The sequence below is a fragment of the Pseudomonas sp. CFSAN084952 genome (assembly GCF_009648855.1).
GTDB lineage: Bacteria > Pseudomonadota > Gammaproteobacteria > Pseudomonadales > Pseudomonadaceae > Aquipseudomonas > Aquipseudomonas paracarnis.
In genome coordinates, this window is record NZ_CP045767.1 from 5,431,337 (window position 1) to 5,450,228 (window position 18,892).

Sequence of the window (18,892 nt, forward strand, 5' to 3'; positions counted from 1 at the left end):
CGGTTACTTGCCAATGCAAAAGCTTGAGAAAATCCGCCCCAGCAAATCATCCGAACTGAAAGCGCCGGTGATTTCACCCAACAGCTGCTGCGCCTGACGCAGATCTTCAGCCAGCAGCTCCCCAGCCCCCGCCAAGGTCAACTGAGCGCGCCCGTGCTCCAGGGCCGCGCTGGCATGACGCAGCGCTTCCAGGTGCCTGCGCCGCGCACTGAAGCTGCTTTCCGAGGTCTGTTCGTAGCCCATGCAGGCTTTAAGGTGTTCGCGCAGCAATTCCAGACCCTCACCGGCCGATTTCGCGCTCAAGCTGATCGTGACGTGGCCATCTTCACTGGTTTCCAGGGCGATGGCTTCACCCGTAAGGTCGGCCTTGTTACGGATCAAGGTGACTTTGGCCGGGTCTGGCCGTTGTTCAAGGAATTCGGGCCACAAGGCAAAAGGATCCACAGCTTCCGGTGCAGTGGCATCCACCACCAGCAACACACGATCGGCTTCGCTGATCGCCTTGAGCGCACGTTCCACGCCGATCTTTTCCACCTGGTCGTCGGTGTCGCGCAGACCAGCGGTGTCGACCACGTGCAGCGGCATACCGTCGATGTGGATATGCTCGCGCAAGATATCCCGTGTAGTGCCGGCGATCTCGGTGACGATGGCCGCCTCGCGCCCTGCAAGAGCATTGAGCAGGCTGGATTTGCCGGCATTGGGCCGGCCGGCAATTACCACCGTCATACCATCGCGCAGTAAGGCGCCCTGCCCGGCTTCACGCAGCACTGTGGATAACTCATCGCGGACTTTGTCCAGCATCGCCAATACATGGCCATCCGCCAGAAAGTCGATTTCTTCTTCCGGAAAATCAATCGCGGCTTCGACGTAGATGCGCAGACTGATCAACTGCTCGGTCAAATTATGCACACGCAGGGAAAAAGCCCCCTGCAATGAGCGCAACGCGTTACGTGCAGCCTGTGCAGAACTGGCTTCGATCAAATCAGCGATAGCTTCGGCCTGGGCCAGGTCGAGCTTATCGTTCAAGAATGCGCGTTCGCTGAATTCCCCGGGTCTGGCCAGGCGGCAACCCAATTGCAAGCAGCGCTGCAGCAGCATGTCCAACACCACAGGACCACCGTGCCCTTGTAGTTCAAGGACATCTTCACCGGTGAACGAGTTTGGCCCTGGAAAATAGATGGCCAGCCCCTCGTCCAATACGCTGTGGTCGGCATCCAGGAACTGGCCGTAATGGGCATAACGGGGTTTCAGCTCCCGGCCGCTGATAGCCTTGGCTGCCACGCCCGCCAATGGCCCGGAAATTCGAACGATGCCGACACCGCCCCGACCTTGAGCGGTAGCGACAGCAGCGATGGTTTCACGAGGAGCGCTCATCAGCAGGTTCCAGAACAAAAGTGACGGAAAGCAAAACGCCCCACTAGGGGGCGTCTTGAGTGGTTATCCACAGAGTAAATTACGCCTCGGCTTTTTTGGTAGCCGCTTCGATTTTACGTGTGATGTACCACTGTTGAGAGATCGACAACACGTTGTTGACCACCCAGTACAGTACCAAGCCAGCAGGGAACCACAGGAAGAAGAAGGTGAAGATGATTGGCATCATTTTCATTACCTTGGCCTGCATCGGATCCGGCGGGGTTGGGTTCAGACGCTGCTGGATAAACATGGTAGCGCCCATGATGATCGGCAGGATAAAGAACGGGTCTTTGATCGACAGGTCAGTTATCCACAGCATGAACGGCGCCTGGCGCATTTCAACGCTTTCCAGCAATACCCAGTAAAGCGACAGGAACACCGGCATCTGTACCAGAATCGGCAAGCATCCACCCAGCGGGTTGATCTTCTCTTTCTTGTACAGCTCCATCATGGCCTGCGACATTTTCTGCCGGTCATCACCATGTTGTTCTTTCAGCGCGGCCAGTTTCGGGGCCACGGCGCGCATACGCGCCATCGACTTGTAGCTGGCTGCCGACAGAGGGAAGAAAAGCCCTTTGATCAGCATGGTCAGAAAGATGATCGACCAGCCCCAGTTACCGACGATGCTGTGGATATGCTGCAACAGCCAGAAGATCGGCTGGGCAATGAACCACAGGAAGCCGTAGTCCACAGTCAATTCCAGGCCTGGGGACAACTCTTTCAGTACCGCCTGGCTTTTAGGGCCGGCGTACAGGGTAGCGCTGGTTTCAGCCTTGGCACCTGGAGCGACGGTCAACGCCGGGCCAGTGAAGCCAATGATGTAGTTGCCCTGGCTGTCCTTGCGGGTCTGAACCAGGTTCGCGTCACCCTTGTTAGGAATCCAGGCGGTCACGAAATAGTGCTGCAGCCACGCTACCCAGCCACCTTGGACGGTTTCTTTCAGCGAGCCCTTGTCGATATCTTTCATCGACACTTTTTTGTACGGCTCGTTACTTGTCCACAGGGCGGCGCCCAGGTAAGTGGCGGTACCGGTGGCGGTGCTGGAAGACGGATCGGAGCTGGCGTCACGCTTGAGCTGGGCAAACAGGTTGCCGCTCCAGGCTTTGTCGCTGGTGTTGTCGATCAGGTAAGTGACCTTCAAATCGTACAAACCGCGGGTAAAGCTGAAACGCTTGATGTAGTTGACACCGTCGAGGCTGAATTTCAGGTCGACGTTCAACTGGTTCTGGCCGTCTGCCAGTTGATAAGTCTTCTGCTCGGTCGAATAAACCGGACGACCGGTAGCACGTGCATCCGGACCATTGGTGCCGGTCAGGCCGCTTTGCGCCAGATAGGTACGTTCACCGCCGTTATCGAACAGTTGGAACGGCACATCCGGATGGTCTTGGCGACGTGGATAAAGCGGCAGCTTCAGCTGTGCGATATCACCACCTTGTGGGTCGATAGCCAGGTCGAGCACATCCGTTTTTACGTGGATGAGGTCTTTGTTGGTGACCACTGGCGTTTCTAACGGGGCACTTGTCTCGCCATTCGCGCTGGGAACATCGGCACTCGCGGACGCATTGTTACCCAGCGGGGTGTCCGGAATAGCCGGCGCAGCCTGATTGGTAGCAACATTCTGAGTCGGCAGGGCAGCCTGACCGTAGTCCTGGTTCCATTTAAGGACCATGACATAGGACACGATTGCCAGGGCGACGATCAGGATTGTGCGTTTAATATCCATGATTACTCGGCCATCGAAGAAGAACGGGAGGTAGGGATAGGTGGAACCGGGTCATAACCACCGGGATTCCACGGATGACAGCGACCTAAACGACGAAAGGTCAGCCAGCCACCGCGCAGAAGACCATGATTTTCTATGGCCTCTAACGCGTAGCAGGAACAACTGGGGTAGAAACGACAGTGGCTGGCCATCAGAGGACTAATGGCATAGCGATAAAACTGGATCGGAACGATTGCCAGTTTACGCATCAAGGCTGTCTACCCCTACAGTTTCGGTGCTGACTGCTGGTGCTGGCTTGTGGGTACGCGCCAAACGTTTCCAGAGCTTGCCGAAATGCTGAATCAATTCGGGGTTTTCTACATCACCCAAGCCTTTGCGCGCGACGATAACAATATCCCAACCAACCAGAGTGTCCTGGTGGAGGCGAAACGATTCGCGCATCAGACGCTTGAGGCGATTGCGCTCAACGGAGAGCTTTACGCTCTTCTTGCCGATCACCAACCCGAGACGGGGGTGATCAAGATCGTTGTTACGCGCAAGGAGCAGGAGATTTTTCCCCGGAACCTTGCCGGTGGGGGAGTCAAAGACTGCCTTGAAATGCCGGGGGGTTAGCAGACGCTTTTCCCGACTGAAGTCCTGACTCACCACCAGTACCGGATTATCAAACTGCCAGACGCGCACGACCTTTGGCGCGGCGACGCGACAGGACAGCACGGCCGTTCTTGGTAGCCATGCGAGCACGGAAGCCGTGAGTACGGGCGCGTTTGATGGTGCTTGGTTGGAAAGTACGTTTCATGGCGTTGTTACCTGGTTCGTCCACAACGGGCCGGAATGGCCCCCGTTTTAAGAGACCGGCGATTCTAGAGAAAGCAAGCCTCTAGGTCAATTTCCAACCAGCTTTTCCTTTAATTAGATGTCGACGGGGTCCTGGCGCCCTTCTCCCCGTCTGACTTCCATCTGCCATGCGATAGATATAAAAATAAAGAAGGAAGTTATTTAAAGCTTTTCTGTAAAGCTTATAAAAGCTAGGGACGCGATCATCTGTGGATAACTGCCTTGAGCCCTTGTTCCACGTGTTGTACAGAGAATGACAACACGGGGGAGAAGCGGTGCTCTGCCTGTGCTGCGCTATCGGATAAGCTGTGTGTGGAACAGCTACTTATCCACAGGTCGGTTACCCACAGACTTTCGACCCCACTTGTACAACGAGCTTAGGTGGGCTTATCCACAGAGCTTATACACAGACCACTGGTCGCATTTTTTGCGGTTAAGGCGTTGATTTTGGGTGGCCTGTGAACAACCTACATGTGGATAAGTGGACGGCTGGCCGCTACAATGGCGGCTGTTTTTGCCTCACCGGCTTTCAACTTAGGGGATATCCGTGTCAGTGGAACTTTGGCAGCAGTGCGTGGAGCTTTTGCGCGATGAGCTGCCTGCCCAGCAATTCAACACCTGGATCCGTCCGCTACAGGTCGAAGCCGAAGGCGACGAGTTGCGTGTCTATGCGCCCAATCGTTTTGTCCTCGACTGGGTCAACGAGAAGTACCTGGGCCGCGTTCTCGAATTGCTCGACGAACATGGCAACGGTCTGGCGCCTGCTCTCTCCTTATTAATAGGCAGCAAGCGCAGCTCAGCTCCTCGCGCCGCGCCGAATGCGCCATTGGCCGCCGCCGCGTCGCAAGCCCAAGCTGCAGTGGCGCCTGTCGCCGCAGCACCTGCACCGACAGCTGCGCCGTCCAAGCCGTCGTCGCGCAAAAATAATGCGCCAGAGAATGAAGAGCCGTCCCGCGACAGCTTCGACCCGATGGCCGGTGCCAGCTCTCAACAGGCGCCCGTGCGCTCCGAGCAACGTACTGTGCAGGTAGAAGGCGCGCTCAAGCACACCAGTTACCTGAACCGCACGTTTACCTTCGAGAACTTTGTCGAAGGCAAGTCCAACCAGCTGGCCCGAGCGGCCGCCTGGCAGGTCGCCGATAACCCCAAGCATGGTTACAACCCGCTCTTCCTTTATGGCGGCGTGGGCTTGGGTAAGACGCACTTGATGCACGCCGTCGGTAACCACCTATTAAAGAAGAACCCGAATGCCAAGGTGGTTTACCTGCATTCGGAGCGCTTCGTGGCCGACATGGTCAAGGCCTTGCAGCTCAACGCCATCAACGAGTTCAAACGTTTCTACCGCTCCGTTGATGCCTTGTTGATCGATGACATTCAGTTCTTTGCCCGCAAGGAACGTTCCCAAGAGGAGTTCTTCCACACCTTCAACGCCCTGCTCGAAGGTGGCCAGCAGGTCATCTTGACCAGTGACCGTTACCCGAAGGAAATCGAAGGCCTGGAAGAACGTCTGAAGTCTCGTTTCGGCTGGGGCCTGACGGTTGCCGTGGAGCCACCGGAGCTGGAAACCCGCGTTGCGATCCTGATGAAGAAGGCCGACCAGGCTAAAGTCGATCTGCCTCACGATGCTGCGTTCTTCATCGCCCAACGCATCCGTTCCAACGTGCGTGAGCTGGAAGGCGCGCTCAAGCGGGTCATCGCCCACTCGCACTTCATGGGTCGCGATATCACCATCGAGCTGATTCGCGAGTCCTTGAAGGATTTGTTGGCCTTGCAGGACAAGCTGGTGAGTGTGGATAACATCCAGCGCACCGTGGCCGAGTACTACAAGATCAAGATTTCCGACCTGCTGTCCAAGCGCCGTTCGCGCTCGGTAGCACGTCCACGCCAGGTTGCCATGGCCCTCTCCAAGGAGTTGACTAACCACAGCCTGCCGGAAATCGGTGATGTGTTTGGCGGACGCGACCACACCACGGTCTTGCACGCATGCCGCAAGATCAATGAACTTAAGGAATCCGACGCGGATATTCGCGAGGACTACAAGAACCTGCTGCGTACACTGACTACGTGATGACACCAGCGCAGCTTATTAAGGCAAGGGACTAGACCATGCATTTCACCATTCAACGCGAAGCCCTGTTGAAACCCCTGCAACTGGTCGCAGGCGTCGTCGAGCGCCGACAGACCTTGCCGGTGCTTTCCAACGTATTACTGGTGGTCGAGGGGCAACAGTTGTCCTTGACCGGTACCGACCTGGAAGTCGAACTGGTGGGTCGTGTCCAGCTCGAAGAGCCTGCCGAACCCGGCGAGATCACCGTGCCGGCGCGCAAGCTGATGGATATCTGCAAAAGCCTGCCTAACGATGCGCTGATCGACATCAAGGTGGATGAGCAGAAGTTGGTGGTCAAGGCAGGCCGTAGCCGTTTCACCCTGTCGACCTTGCCGGCCAATGACTTTCCAACCGTAGAAGAAGGCCCTGGCTCGCTGACGTGCAGCCTGGAGCAAAGCAAGCTGCGTCGTTTGATCGAGCGCACCAGCTTCGCAATGGCCCAGCAGGACGTGCGTTACTACCTCAACGGTATGCTGCTGGAAGTCTCGGAAGGCATTATCCGTGCTGTAGCCACCGACGGTCACCGCCTGGCGATGTGCTCGATGCGTGCCGATATCGGTCAGCCGGATCGTCACCAGGTAATCGTTCCACGCAAAGGTATCCTTGAACTGGCGCGCTTGCTCACCGAGCCGGACGGCAACGTCAGCATCGTGTTGGGCCAGCACCACATTCGCGCGACCACCGGTGAGTTCACCTTCACCTCCAAGTTGGTAGACGGTAAGTTCCCGGACTACGAGCGTGTGTTGCCTAAAGGTGGCGACAAGCTGGTGGTCGGTGATCGTCAGGCTCTGCGTGAAGCCTTTAGCCGTACTGCGATTCTGTCCAACGAAAAGTACCGTGGTATTCGCCTGCAGCTGGCCAACGGCCAACTGAAAATCCAGGCCAACAACCCGGAACAGGAAGAGGCGGAAGAAGAAGTGGGTGTCGACTACAACGGCGCATCGCTGGAAATCGGCTTTAACGTGAGCTACCTGTTGGACGTGCTGGGTGTTATGACTACCGAACAGGTTCGTCTGATCCTGTCGGACTCCAACAGCAGCGCCCTGGTGCAAGAATCCGACAACGACGACTCGGCTTACGTTGTCATGCCGATGCGCCTGTAATCATGCTCAGCAGAAGCTAGATGTCCCTCAGTCGCGTCTCGGTCACCGCGGTGCGCAATCTGCACCCGGTGACCTTCTCCCCTTCTCCCCGCATCAATATCCTCCATGGCGCCAACGGCAGTGGCAAAACCAGTGTGCTGGAAGCCATCCATCTGCTGGGGCTTGCGCGTTCCTTCCGCAGTGCCCGTTTGTTACCCGTGATTCAGTACGAACAATTGGCCTGTACCGTATTTGGCCAAGTGGAACTGGCTGAGGGCGGTCATAGCAGCCTGGGGATATCGCGTGATCGTGGTGGGGAATTTCAGATCCGAATCGACGGGCAAAATGCGCGCAGCGCAGCGCAACTGGCAGAGATCCTGCCGTTGCAACTGATCAACCCCGACAGCTTTCGATTGCTGGAAGGTGCCCCGAAAATCCGTCGGCAATTCCTCGACTGGGGCGTGTTCCACGTGGAACCCCGCTTCATGGCCACTTGGCAGCGGCTGCAGAAGGCCCTGCGGCAGCGGAACTCATGGCTGCGGCATGGTACACTTGACGCCGCTTCGCAAGCAGCCTGGGACCGTGAACTGTGCCTGGCCAGCGACGAAATAGATGAATACCGCCGCGCCTATATCAAAGCCTTGAAACCAGTCTTTGAGCAGACCTTGAGCGAGTTGTTGGACCTCGAGGGCCTGACGCTGAGTTATTACCGGGGTTGGGACAAAGAACGTGAGCTGAGTGCAGTGCTCGCAACGTCCTTGCAACGGGATCAGCAAATCGGACACACCCAGGCCGGCCCCCAGCGCGCTGATTTGCGCCTTAGATTAGGTGCACACAATGCTGCGGATATCTTGTCTCGCGGCCAGCAGAAGCTAGTGGTCTGTGCGTTGCGTATCGCGCAGGGCCATTTGGTTAGCCAGGCTCGACGCGGTCAGTGTATTTATTTGGTGGATGACTTGCCGTCAGAACTCGACGAGCAGCACCGCCGCTCGCTATGCCGCTTGTTGGAAGACTTACGCTGCCAGGTGTTTATCACCTGTGTAGACCACGAATTATTGAGGGAAGGCTGGCAGACGGAAACGCCAGTCGCTTTGTTCCACGTGGAACAAGGCCGTATCACCCAGACCCACGACCATCGGGAGTGAAGGCATGAGCGAAGAAAACACGTACGACTCGACCAGCATTAAAGTGCTGAAAGGTTTGGATGCCGTACGCAAACGTCCCGGTATGTACATTGGCGACACCGATGATGGTAGCGGTCTGCACCACATGGTGTTCGAGGTGGTCGATAACTCCATCGACGAAGCTCTGGCCGGTCACTGCGACGACATCAGCATTATCATCCACCCGGATGAATCCATCACCGTGCGTGACAACGGTCGTGGCATCCCGGTAGACGTGCACAAAGAAGAAGGCGTTTCGGCGGCAGAGGTCATCATGACCGTGCTCCACGCTGGCGGTAAGTTCGACGACAACTCCTATAAAGTATCCGGTGGTTTGCACGGTGTAGGTGTGTCGGTAGTGAACGCCCTGTCCGAAGAACTGATCCTCACTGTCCGCCGTAGCGGCAAGATTTGGGAGCAGACCTACGTCCACGGCGTACCACAGGAGCCGATGAGAATCGTCGGTGACAGTGAAACCACCGGTACCCAGATCCACTTCAAGCCATCGGAAGAAACCTTCAAAAACATCCACTTCAGCTGGGACATCCTGGCCAAGCGGATTCGCGAACTGTCTTTCCTTAACTCCGGTGTCGGCATCGTCCTCAAGGATGAGCGCAGCGGCAAGGAAGAGCTGTTCAAGTATGAAGGTGGCCTGCGAGCGTTCGTTGAATACCTGAACACCAACAAGACCGCGGTCAACCAAGTGTTCCACTTCAACATCCAGCGTGAAGATGGCATCGGCGTGGAAATCGCCCTGCAGTGGAACGACAGCTTCAACGAGAACCTGTTGTGCTTCACCAACAACATTCCACAACGCGATGGCGGTACTCACCTGGTGGGTTTCCGTTCTGCGCTGACGCGTAACCTGAACACCTACATCGAAGCGGAAGGCTTGGCGAAGAAACATAAAGTCGCCACCACCGGTGACGATGCCCGTGAAGGCCTGACGGCGATCATCTCGGTCAAGGTACCGGATCCGAAGTTCAGCTCCCAGACCAAAGACAAGCTGGTGTCTTCCGAAGTGAAGACTGCGGTTGAACAGGAAATGGGTAAGTACTTCTCCGACTTCCTGTTGGAAAACCCGAACGAAGCCAAGCTGGTTGTCGGCAAGATGATCGACGCTGCACGCGCCCGTGAAGCCGCGCGGAAGGCCCGTGAAATGACCCGCCGCAAAGGCGCGCTGGATATCGCCGGCCTGCCAGGCAAACTGGCTGACTGCCAGGAGAAGGACCCTGCCCTCTCCGAACTGTACCTGGTGGAAGGTGACTCTGCTGGCGGTTCCGCCAAGCAGGGTCGTAACCGTCGCACCCAGGCCATCCTGCCGTTGAAGGGTAAGATCCTCAACGTTGAGAAGGCCCGCTTCGACAAGATGATTTCCTCCCAGGAAGTCGGCACCTTGATCACGGCGTTGGGCTGCGGTATTGGCCGCGATGAGTACAACATCGACAAGCTGCGTTACCACAACATCATCATCATGACCGATGCTGACGTCGACGGTTCGCACATCCGCACCCTGCTGCTGACCTTCTTCTTCCGTCAGTTGCCGGAGCTGATCGAGCGTGGCTACATCTACATCGCCCAGCCGCCGTTGTACAAAGTGAAAAAGGGCAAGCAAGAGCAATACATCAAAGACGACGACGCCATGGAAGAGTACATGACGCAGTCGGCCCTGGAAGATGCCAGCCTGCACTTGAATGACGAAGCGCCGGGTATCTCCGGTGAGTCGCTGGAGCGACTGGTCAACGACTTCCGCATGGTCATGAAGACACTCAAGCGTTTGTCGCGCCTGTACCCTCAGGAGCTGACCGAGCACTTCATCTACCTGCCGGCCGTGAGCCTGGAGCAGTTGGGCGATCACGCCGCCATGCAGGATTGGCTGGCCCAATACGAAGTGCGCCTGCGTACTGTGGAGAAGTCTGGTCTGGTGTACAAAGCCAGCCTGCGTGAGGACCGTGAACGTAACGTATGGCTGCCAGAGGTCGAACTGATCTCCCACGGCCTGTCCAATTACGTCACCTTCAACCGCGACTTCTTCGGTAGCAACGACTACAAGACCGTGGTTACCCTCGGCGCGCAATTGAGCACCCTGCTGGACGACGGTGCTTACATTCAGCGTGGCGAACGCAAGAAGCAGGTCAAGGAGTTCAAGGAAGCCTTGGACTGGTTGATGGCGGAAAGCACCAAGCGTCATACCATCCAGCGCTATAAAGGTCTGGGCGAGATGAACCCGGATCAGCTGTGGGAAACCACCATGGACCCTGCTCAACGTCGCATGCTGCGCGTGACCATCGAAGACGCCATTGGCGCCGACCAGATCTTCAACACCCTGATGGGTGATGCGGTCGAGCCTCGTCGTGATTTCATCGAGAGCAATGCCTTGGCGGTGTCTAACCTGGACTTCTGATCAGGAACATCTGCTAAAAACAAAAGGCCAACGCTTAGCGTTGGCCTTTTTTGTTGGTTCGTAGTCGCGCATTTTTTAAATGCTCCACGTGGAACATCAGGCTATTTAACTTTCCACAGCGGGTGTCACACTCTCCAACCGATACCCGTACCCATAGATCGTCAACAGCTGCCAACCGCGATCCGCGGTCAGCCCTAGCTTGTTGCGCAGGCGGTAGATATGCGTGTCCAACGGCCGCGACGACACCATTTCTTCGTGGCTCCAGAACCGCTCATAGAGATACTCGCGAGACAACGGCCGGGCCAGGTTGGCAAATAGACAACTTGCCAAACGGTATTCCCGTTCTGTCAGGTTAATGGGCTTGCCCGCTCGGGTGACGGTCAGTTCGGCATCGTCGAACGTCAGATCGTTAAAGCTCTGCACTTCCTGGGTAGCCGACTTTTGCAAACCGTGGCGCCGCAGCACGGCGCTGACTCGGGCTTTGAGTTCGTTGGGCCGAAACGGCTTGCTGACATAGTCGTCCGCCCCGCTGTTCAACGCCGTCACGATATCGCTTTCGGCATCGCGACTGGTGAGCATGATAACGGCGGGAGGCGACTCCATGTGCTCGCGGGTCCAGCGCAATAACGCGATCCCGGAGATATCCGGCAGTTGCCAGTCGAGGATCAGCAGGTCAAAGGTTTCCCGACGTAGCTGGCGTAGCAGGTCTTCGCCACGTTCAAAAAAATGCAGGGACCAGGGCTGTTCAGCCGGACCGGGAATCTGTCGCAGTGTCTGTTCCACCCGTCGCAACTCTGCGGGTTCGTCATCCAGTATTGCGACACGCATGGGCGGGGTCCTTCCTACAAAAATACGAGAGCTTGAATGGGGGGCACATGCTGTACAAATGCCGGCCTATGAATCTGAATAATTATGGACGGATTCTACAGTGCCTGGATCTCTCGATACGCTGAAAGCGCCGTAAACTCAATCCACTACGATCCTCAAAGAAGATACCGGCTCCTGTCGTTCCGTAAAAGCGTCGGTGTGATCGCCTCGCCGGGGCGTTATGCCCGCTCCAATGTGCGGTATCGTTCATTGCGCGGTCGTGGGAAGTCCTCCAATGAGACCGAAATAAGCTTCACTGGTTTCAGAACACTGCATGCACTTCATCGCAACCCCATGGAGAGGGATCCTGGGCTTATGACATCTTTACTTAACGACCATCAATGCCTTGGCCCCCTCATGGCGCTAGCCCTGTGAAGCTCTGGCGCAAAACCGAGAAACGCCAACCTACCCAGGCCCAGCTTTTGTTCCATGGGTTGGTTCGTGAATGGCTGTTGATCGGTTTGGTACTCCTGCCCTTTACGGCCTACTTATCCTTGAGCGCTGGCTTAGCGCTCAATAATCCGCTCTATGACAGCCTGCGCCGCCTCACGCCCTTGCCGGTAGATCCACGCATCGTCCTGGTGACCATCGACGCACCCAGCCTGGAAGCACTTGGCCCATGGCCTTGGCCGCGCAGCGTACATGCCGAGCTGATTGAACGCGTGAACGCCGCACAGCCGGCGGGCATTTTGTTGGATGTGATCTTCAGTGAGACCGACCACAGTCATGACGACCAGCGCCTGGCCGATGCCGTATGCAAAGCCGGCAATGTATTGCTGCCCATCGCCGGAGACAGCAGCGTCAGCCCCAAGGCTCCCATAGCGCCGTTGTCGCCACTGCTCAAGTGCGCCAAGGGTGTCGGTCACATCAACGTCGAAGCGGACAACGACGGTGTGGTGCGCAGCGTGTATCTACGTGAAGGCCCGCCGGGGAGCACGCTTCCTCAGTTGGCGTGGCTGGCGTTCGTCATGAGCGAGCATGCCGAGACGATGCCGGGCCTGCCGCAAGAGCCTACTGGAGGTCACTGGCACCAGGAACATGAAATCCGTGTGCCGTTCACTTCGGAACCAGACCATTTTCCCAGTGTGTCCTACGTCAGCGTATTGCGGGGCGAGGTACCTCCCGAGTCTCTGCGTGGTCGCCTGGTTCTGATCGGCGCCTCAGCCTATGGCATGGCCGATCGTTTCGTGACGCCGCTCTCTTCCACCGTAGGTACCACAGCGGGCGTTGAGATCCAGGCGGACGTACTGAATGGTTTATTGCAGGGCCGCAGCATCGTCGATTTGCCCGGCTGGCTGGCGGCGTTGCTAGCAACGTCCCTGGTGGCCCTGCTGCTGGGCCTTCTGCTTGTGCGCCCCCGTTACGCCCTGTGGATGACCTTGGCGTGCATGGCCGTGGCTTTGCTGGGCTCATGGGGCTTATTGCGCCTGGGCCACTGGTGGAGCCCCGCAGCATGCCTGATCGGTTTGTTGCTGAGTTACCTGATCTGGAATTGGCGACGTCTGAGCGTAATTCTCGCCTACTTTGGCTGGGAACTGGCACGTCTGGATAACGAACCCAAGGTGCTTCCGGAACGTCGTCGCGCGCCCGCCAGTAAGGGCGATGTGCTGCAAGGGCGGATCTTTGCCCTTGAACAAGCCGTCAGTCGTACACGCGATACGCGGCGCTTTATGGCTGACGGGCTGGAGTGCCTGCCGGTAGCAACGCTGATCACCGACCCTCAGGGCAGCATCCTGTTGGCCAACCGCGTGGCCCGTGAAGTATTCGGCAATGACCTGGTCGGCGAAAACCTCGTCGAACAGCTCGCCGATCTAGGCTATCCCCCGCTGCACAATGGTGTACGCCCTGCCCTATCGGCACTGGAACTGGTCGAGTTTCGCGATATCCACCAACGCAGTTTGCGCATGGAGCTAGCCCCTTTGCTGCCTGCCGAAGGGGATTTTGCCCTCGGCTGGTTGTTGAGCCTCACGGACCTGAGCAAGGAGCGTGAAGCCCAGCAGCACCGCGAGACGATGCTGCGTTTCCTTTCCCACGACCTGCGTGCACCGCACTCAGCGATCCTTGCCCTGTTGGACGTGCACAACGGGGAGTCCCCGGTGTTTACCCAGATCGAACAGCAGGTGCGGCGGGCCTTGAGCCTGACTGAATCCTTTGTGCAATTGGCCAAGGCTGAAGCGGACGGTTACCAGTTCCAGCCCACCCTGTTTGCCATGCTGGTGATGGACGCCTTTGATCAAGTGGCGGTGATTGCGCAGTTGAAGGGCATCCATTTGGTTCACGACCTGGATGAGGCGGACGAGGCCATGGTCTACGCTGACCAATCGCTGCTCACCCGGGCGTTGTTCAATGTGCTGGAGAACGCGATCAAATACTCCCCATCCGGTACCACCGTCAGGTTGAGGCATGGCAGTGCGCAAGGTTGGTTGGAATGCAGGATAAGCGACCAGGGACCGGGGATTGCGCCTGAGGATCTGCCGGAGTTGTTTAACCAATACCGACGTTTCGATTCGGCTCAAGGCAGTGAGGGGCTTGGACTGGGGCTGACCATGGTTAAAGCAGTGTTGGAGCGGCACGGTGGGCGCATCGTGTGTGAAAGTGAGCTGGGCAAGGGCTCGACGTTTATCCTGCTGCTGCCGTTATTGGAGGACTGAAAAAGCGGCTTTTCTGCTGTGCATAAAAAACCGGTCACAAGGACCGGTTTTTTTATGAAGAAAAAACTTATGCACGTTTTTCTGAATTTTATGAGCTTCAGAAATATGTAAGTAAATCAGCTTGTTATGAAGCAAAAAAGCCAATTCGCCAACAAAGCGTACACAGGTTATCCACAGATGCTCAAACGGCCGGCGTCTCCACCACCACAGGTTCCGGTGGCAGAGAGCCCATGGCCCGTTGCTGCGCTTCATTCCACGCCGCAGCGCGGTCGTTCAGAGCGGCGATGGCACGTGGTCCTTCGCCTTCTGCGTACATCGGTTCGCCGATCACTACGGTGATAGTGCCTGAGCGTTTAGCCCAGCCAGTCTTGGGCCAGAACTTGCCGGCGTTATGCGCAATTGGCAGCACAGGCAGGTTGGCGTTGACCGCCAGGGCGGTACCACCCCGTGAGAACTTACCCACGGTGCCGTAGGGCACCCGCGTGCCCTCGGGAAAGATCAGCACCCAGACGCCGTCCTTGAGCAACTCATCGCCCTTCTTCGCGACATGCTTGAGCGCAGCCTTGGGGTTGTCCCGGTCGATGGCGATCGGACGCAACATGGCCATGGCCCAGCCGAAGAATGGCACATACAGAAGCTCGCGCTTGAGCACCTGGCTCAACGGCGAGAAATACGCCGAGAGGAAGAACGTCTCCCAGGTGCTCTGATGGTTCGAGAGAATCACGCACGGTTGATCAGGAACGTTTTCAGCGCCCTTGATCTCGAAACGAATATTCAGGAACACCTTGCTCAGCCACAACGCGCAGCGGCACCAGTAGACGTTGATAAAGCGATAGCGCGCCTTGAAGGGAAGGAACGGTGCAATAAAAAAGCTCAGGGTGCACCAGAGAAACGAACTGGTGCCCAGCAGCAGGTAAAAGAAAAAGGTTCTGATGGCCTGCAAGATCGACATGGCGGCATTTACCGTTGCGGGACACGGCCCGCCTGCTAAAAGCGCACTCCCGAACAGTCCTTGGTCAGGAAGTCGAGGGCGGCTAGTTGTTGATAAGTTCTGCGGCAACGGCCGCCAGATCGTCAAAAATCAAGGTGCCTACCGGCAGGTTTTTAGCCTGGGTCTTTTCGCCTTTTCCGGTTTTAACCAAAACTGGCTGAGAGTCGACGGCTTTGGCCGCCTCCAGGTCACCGAGGCTGTCCCCGACGAACCATATCCCAGCCAAGGGCACCTTGTAATGTTCTGCAATAATTTTCAACATGCCAGGCTTGGGCTTGCGGCAATCGCAGCCTTCGTCCGGCCCGTGGGGGCAGTAGACCACCAACCCCACCTCGCCGCCCTGCTCGGCCACTAACGCGCGCAAACGCGCGTGCATGGCCTCCAGGGTCGCGATGTCGTAGTAACCGCGGGCGATGCCGGACTGGTTGGTGGCGATGGCCACCGTCCAGCCGGCTTTGCTCAACTGCGCGATGGCCTCGATCGAACCGGGCAGCGGGATCCACTCCTCCACCGACTTGATGTAAGCGTCGGAGTCGTAGTTGATCACCCCGTCCCGATCGAGAATCAGCAGTTTCAACATGATCAGCCCAGTACGGAGATGTCGGCGATATTGATGAACAAGCCACGCAGGCGCGCCAGCATGGCGTAGCGGTTTTTGCGCACGCCAGCATCATCGGCATTGATCATCACCGCTTCGAAGAACGCATCCACCGGCTCACGCAAAGACGCCAGGCGCGCCAACGCTTCAGCGTAGTTACGCTCAGCGATCATCGGCTTCACGGCGTTCTCGGCCTTGGCGATGGCTGAGTTCAGCGAGAACTCCTTGGCATCGGCAAACAGGCCCGGGTCGACTTCGGCAGTGCCGAGGCTGTCGGCCTTGCTCAACAGGTTCGACACGCGCTTGTTCACGGCGGCCAGGGCATCGGCTTCCGGCAGCTTGCGGAACGCTTGCACGGCTTGTACACGCTGGTCGAAGTCCAGTGCCGAGCCCGGTTGCAGGGCACGTACCGACAGGTAGACGGAAACGTCCACGCCTTCGTCTTCATAACGCGCACGCAGGCGATCGAACACAAACTCCAGCACTTGCTCGGCCAGGCCGGCTTGCTTGACCTTGGTGCCGAACTGGCCGACGGCAAATACCACGGCCTGGGTCAGGTCGAGGTCCAGCTTTTTGTCGATCAGGATACGCAGCACGCCCAAGGCCGCACGGCGCAGGGCATACGGGTCTTTGCTGCCGGTGGGCAGCATGCCGATACCGAAGATACCCACGAGGGTGTCCAGCTTGTCGGCAATGGCCACGGCCGCACCGGTCAGGGTGCTCGGCAGTTCTGCACCGGCACCGCGCGGCATGTACTGCTCGTTCAGGGCGAGGGCGACATCATCCGGCTCGCCGTCGTTGAGGGCGTAGTAGTAACCAGCCACGCCTTGCATCTCTGGGAACTCGCCGACCATCTCGGTGGCCAGGTCGCACTTGGACAGCAAGCCAGCACGCGCTGCCCAGGCTGCGTCGCCGCCGATACGTGGGGCAATGTAGGCCGCCAGCTTGGAAACACGCACGGCCTTGTCGTAGACGCTGCCGAGTTTTTCCTGGAACACCACGTTTTGCAGGCGCAGGTTGAAGTCTTCCAGCTTCTGCTTCTTGTCTTGCTTGAAGAAGAACTCGGCGTCGGTCAGGCGCGGGCGCACGACTTTTTCGTTACCGGCGATGATCTGCTGTGGGTCTTTGCTTTCGATGTTGGCCACGGTGATAAAACGCGGCAACAACTTACCGTCCACGTCCAGCAGGCAGAAGTACTTCTGGTTGTCCTGCATGGTGGTGATCAAGGCTTCTTGCGGCACGTCGAGGAAACGCTCTTCGAACGAGCACACCAGCGGCACCGGCCATTCCACCAGGGCGGTCACTTCGTCGAGCAGGCTTGGCGGCACGATGGCGGTGCCTTCTTGCAGACGGGCCAGCTCTTCGGTGCGCTTGCTGATCAGCTCGCGACGCTCATTGGCGTCGGCCAGCACGTAAGCAGCGCGCAGGTCGTTGAGGTAGTTGGCCGGCGAAGTGATGCGCACGCTTTCTGGATGATGGAAGCGGTGACCACGGGAGTCACGACCGGCCTTCTGGGCGAGGATGGTGCAATCGATGACCTGGTCGCCGAGCAGCATCACCAGCCATTGGGTTGGGCGCACGAACTCTTCCTTGCGCGCACCCCAGCGCATGCGCTTGGGGATAGGCAGGTCGTTCAGGGAATCTTCAACGATGGTCGGCAACAGGCTGGCGGTTGGCTTGCCGGTGATGACCTGGCTGAAACGCAGTTTCGGGCCGCTCTGGTCGATCTCGCTCAGCTCCACGCCACACTTCTTGGCAAAGCCAAGGGCCGCCTGGGTCGGGTTGCCTTCGGCGTCGAAAGCCGCCTGGCGCGGTGGGCCGTCCAGGTTGATGCTGCGATCCGGCTGCTGGGTTTCCAGCGCGGTCAGCAGCACAGCCAGGCGGCGCGGCGCGGCGTAGACCTTCTTGGCTTGAAACTTCAGGCCAGCGGTCTGCAGGCCTTTTTCGATACCGGCCAGGAATGCATCGGCCAGGGTATTGAGGGCCTTGGGTGGCAGCTCTTCGGTGCCCAGTTCAACCAGGAAATCTTGAGCACTCATTGTGCAGCCTCCAGCTTAGCCAACACTTCATCACGCAAATCCGGGGTTGCCATCGGGAAGCCCAGCTTGGCGCGAGCCAGCAGGTAGGCTTGGGCGACGGAACGCGCCAGGGTGCGCACACGCAGGATGTATTGCTGGCGCGCAGTAACCGAAATGGCACGGCGGGCGTCCAGCAGGTTGAAGGTATGGGAGGCCTTCAACACCATTTCATAGCTTGGCAACGGCAGCGGCTGGTCGAGTTCGATCAGACGCTTGGCTTCGCTTTCATAGAAGTCGAACAGTTCGAACAGTTTGTCGACGTTGGCGTGTTCGAAGTTGTAGGTGGACTGCTCCACCTCGTTCTGGTGGAACACATCGCCGTAAGTCACCTTGCCGAACGGGCCGTCAGCCCATACCAGGTCGTAGACCGAGTCCACGCCTTGCAGGTACATGGCCAGGCGCTCAAGGCCGTAGGTGATTTCGCCGGTGACCGGGTAGCACTCGATGCCGCCGGCTTGCTGGAAGTAAGTGAACTGTGTCACTTCCATGCCATTGAGCCAGACTTCCCAGCCCAGGCCCCAGGCGCCCAGGGTTGGCGATTCCCAGTTGTCTTCGACGAAACGAATGTCGTGCACCAGTGGGTCCAGGCCGACATGTTTCAGCGAGCCCAGGTACAGCTCCTGGAAGTTGTCCGGGTTGGGCTTCAATACCACCTGGAACTGGTAGTAGTGCTGCAGACGGTTCGGGTTTTCGCCGTAGCGGCCGTCAGTCGGGCGGCGACTGGGCTGCACATAAGCGGCGTTCCAGGTTTCCGGGCCGATGGCCCGCAGGAATGTAGCGGTGTGGAAAGTGCCGGCGCCTACTTCCATATCGTAGGGCTGAAGTACCACACAACCTTGCTCGGCCCAGTATTGCTGGAGGGCGAGGATCAAGTCTTGGAAGGTACGCACGGCTGGCGTAGGCTGGCTCACGAAATTCACCTGTTACTTGGGCTGCGATTTAAAGAGCGGGAGTATACCCGATTCGGCCCCGCCACCACTC

15 protein-coding genes are annotated in these 18,892 nt (G+C 57.9%); 5 read left to right on the forward strand and 10 right to left on the reverse strand.

The window, feature by feature from the left end:
- Positions 1-3: 3 nt before the first annotated feature.
- From mnmE to rpmH, 5 genes are all read right to left on the reverse strand, one after another.
- Complete coding sequence (mnmE, locus tag GH769_RS24800; RefSeq protein WP_014720595.1) at positions 4-1,374, reverse strand: tRNA uridine-5-carboxymethylaminomethyl(34) synthesis GTPase MnmE; 1,371 nt, start codon at positions 1,372-1,374, stop codon at positions 4-6.
- A gap of 79 nt (positions 1,375-1,453) precedes the next feature.
- A complete protein-coding gene (gene yidC, locus GH769_RS24805; RefSeq protein WP_014720596.1) occupies positions 1,454-3,136 on the reverse strand; it encodes a membrane protein insertase YidC in 1,683 nt (560 codons plus the stop codon).
- A 2-nt stretch (positions 3,137-3,138) separates the two neighbouring features.
- Positions 3,139-3,384: a membrane protein insertion efficiency factor YidD gene (yidD, locus tag GH769_RS24810; protein WP_019816912.1), complete on the reverse strand. Its 246-nt coding sequence runs from the start codon at positions 3,382-3,384 to the stop codon at positions 3,139-3,141.
- A complete protein-coding gene (rnpA, locus tag GH769_RS24815; RefSeq protein ID WP_020302575.1) occupies positions 3,377-3,784 on the reverse strand; it encodes a ribonuclease P protein component in 408 nt (135 codons plus the stop codon). Before rnpA ends, yidD begins: the two co-directional genes overlap by 8 nt.
- Positions 3,785-3,797: 13 nt before the next feature.
- Entirely contained in the window at positions 3,798-3,932 is a 135-nt protein-coding gene (rpmH, locus tag GH769_RS24820; protein WP_003213577.1) for a 50S ribosomal protein L34, read from the reverse strand.
- 585 nt (positions 3,933-4,517) lie between these two features.
- Here rpmH and dnaA point away from each other — a divergent pair.
- The 4 genes from dnaA to gyrB are packed head-to-tail and all read left to right on the forward strand — an operon-like array spanning position 4,518 to position 10,726.
- Positions 4,518-6,038, forward strand: coding sequence for a chromosomal replication initiator protein DnaA (gene dnaA, locus GH769_RS24825; RefSeq protein ID WP_032901521.1), 1,521 nt, complete (start codon positions 4,518-4,520; stop codon positions 6,036-6,038).
- 38 nt (positions 6,039-6,076) lie between these two features.
- Positions 6,077-7,180: a DNA polymerase III subunit beta gene (dnaN, locus tag GH769_RS24830; protein WP_003187250.1), complete on the forward strand. Its 1,104-nt coding sequence runs from the start codon at positions 6,077-6,079 to the stop codon at positions 7,178-7,180.
- 20 nt (positions 7,181-7,200) lie between these two features.
- A complete protein-coding gene (gene recF / locus GH769_RS24835) occupies positions 7,201-8,304 on the forward strand; it encodes a DNA replication/repair protein RecF (protein WP_003187251.1) in 1,104 nt (367 codons plus the stop codon).
- Between the two features lie 4 nt (positions 8,305-8,308).
- The gene (gene gyrB, locus GH769_RS24840; RefSeq protein WP_032901523.1) at positions 8,309-10,726 is read left to right on the forward strand and encodes a DNA topoisomerase (ATP-hydrolyzing) subunit B; all 2,418 of its coding nucleotides are present in this window, start codon (positions 8,309-8,311) and stop codon (positions 10,724-10,726) included.
- Positions 10,727-10,831: 105 nt separating this feature from the next.
- Here the strand turns inward: gyrB and GH769_RS24845 are convergent, their stop codons facing one another.
- Entirely contained in the window at positions 10,832-11,554 is a 723-nt protein-coding gene (locus tag GH769_RS24845; RefSeq protein WP_014716281.1) for a response regulator transcription factor, read from the reverse strand.
- A 410-nt stretch (positions 11,555-11,964) separates the two neighbouring features.
- On the opposite strand from GH769_RS24845, the gene GH769_RS24850 reads away from it, so the two are divergent.
- Entirely contained in the window at positions 11,965-14,244 is a 2,280-nt protein-coding gene (locus GH769_RS24850) for a CHASE2 domain-containing protein (RefSeq protein WP_032901525.1), read from the forward strand.
- 181 nt (positions 14,245-14,425) lie between these two features.
- On the opposite strand, the gene GH769_RS24855 is transcribed toward GH769_RS24850, so the two are convergent.
- The 4 genes from GH769_RS24855 to glyQ all read right to left on the reverse strand — a co-directional run bounded on the left by GH769_RS24855 (position 14,426) and on the right by glyQ (position 18,822).
- Positions 14,426-15,196 carry a 1-acyl-sn-glycerol-3-phosphate acyltransferase gene (locus GH769_RS24855; RefSeq protein WP_032901527.1) on the reverse strand — a complete coding sequence of 257 codons (771 nt, stop codon included), beginning with the start codon at positions 15,194-15,196 and terminating at the stop codon, positions 14,426-14,428.
- A gap of 82 nt (positions 15,197-15,278) precedes the next feature.
- Complete coding sequence (gene gmhB / locus GH769_RS24860; protein WP_173877514.1) at positions 15,279-15,818, reverse strand: D-glycero-beta-D-manno-heptose 1,7-bisphosphate 7-phosphatase; 540 nt, start codon at positions 15,816-15,818, stop codon at positions 15,279-15,281.
- The gene (glyS, locus tag GH769_RS24865) at positions 15,818-17,872 is read right to left on the reverse strand and encodes a glycine--tRNA ligase subunit beta (RefSeq protein WP_032901529.1); all 2,055 of its coding nucleotides are present in this window, start codon (positions 17,870-17,872) and stop codon (positions 15,818-15,820) included. The genes gmhB and glyS overlap by 1 nt, the downstream gene beginning before the upstream one ends.
- Positions 17,869-18,822, reverse strand: coding sequence for a glycine--tRNA ligase subunit alpha (glyQ, locus tag GH769_RS24870; protein ID WP_003187265.1), 954 nt, complete (start codon positions 18,820-18,822; stop codon positions 17,869-17,871). The genes glyS and glyQ overlap by 4 nt, the downstream gene beginning before the upstream one ends.
- Between the last annotated feature and the right edge of the window lie 70 nt (positions 18,823-18,892).

Bases quoted from the DNA above. Each gene is read 5' to 3' on its own strand.
- dnaN (WP_003187250.1), top strand. From the start codon at position 6,077: ATGCATTTCACCATTCAACGCGAAGCCCTGTTGAAACCCCTGCAACTG.
- rpmH (WP_003213577.1), bottom strand. From the start codon at position 3,932: ATGAAACGTACTTTCCAACCAAGCACCATCAAACGCGCCCGTACTCAC.
- mnmE (WP_014720595.1), bottom strand. From the start codon at position 1,374: ATGAGCGCTCCTCGTGAAACCATCGCTGCTGTCGCTACCGCTCAAGGT.
- yidD (WP_019816912.1), bottom strand. From the start codon at position 3,384: ATGCGTAAACTGGCAATCGTTCCGATCCAGTTTTATCGCTATGCCATT.
- GH769_RS24855 (WP_032901527.1), bottom strand. From the start codon at position 15,196: ATGTCGATCTTGCAGGCCATCAGAACCTTTTTCTTTTACCTGCTGCTG.
- yidC (WP_014720596.1), bottom strand. From the start codon at position 3,136: ATGGATATTAAACGCACAATCCTGATCGTCGCCCTGGCAATCGTGTCC.
- gyrB (WP_032901523.1), top strand. From the start codon at position 8,309: ATGAGCGAAGAAAACACGTACGACTCGACCAGCATTAAAGTGCTGAAA.
- recF (WP_003187251.1), top strand. From the start codon at position 7,201: ATGTCCCTCAGTCGCGTCTCGGTCACCGCGGTGCGCAATCTGCACCCG.
- GH769_RS24845 (WP_014716281.1), bottom strand. From the start codon at position 11,554: ATGCGTGTCGCAATACTGGATGACGAACCCGCAGAGTTGCGACGGGTG.
- glyS (WP_032901529.1), bottom strand. From the start codon at position 17,872: ATGAGTGCTCAAGATTTCCTGGTTGAACTGGGCACCGAAGAGCTGCCA.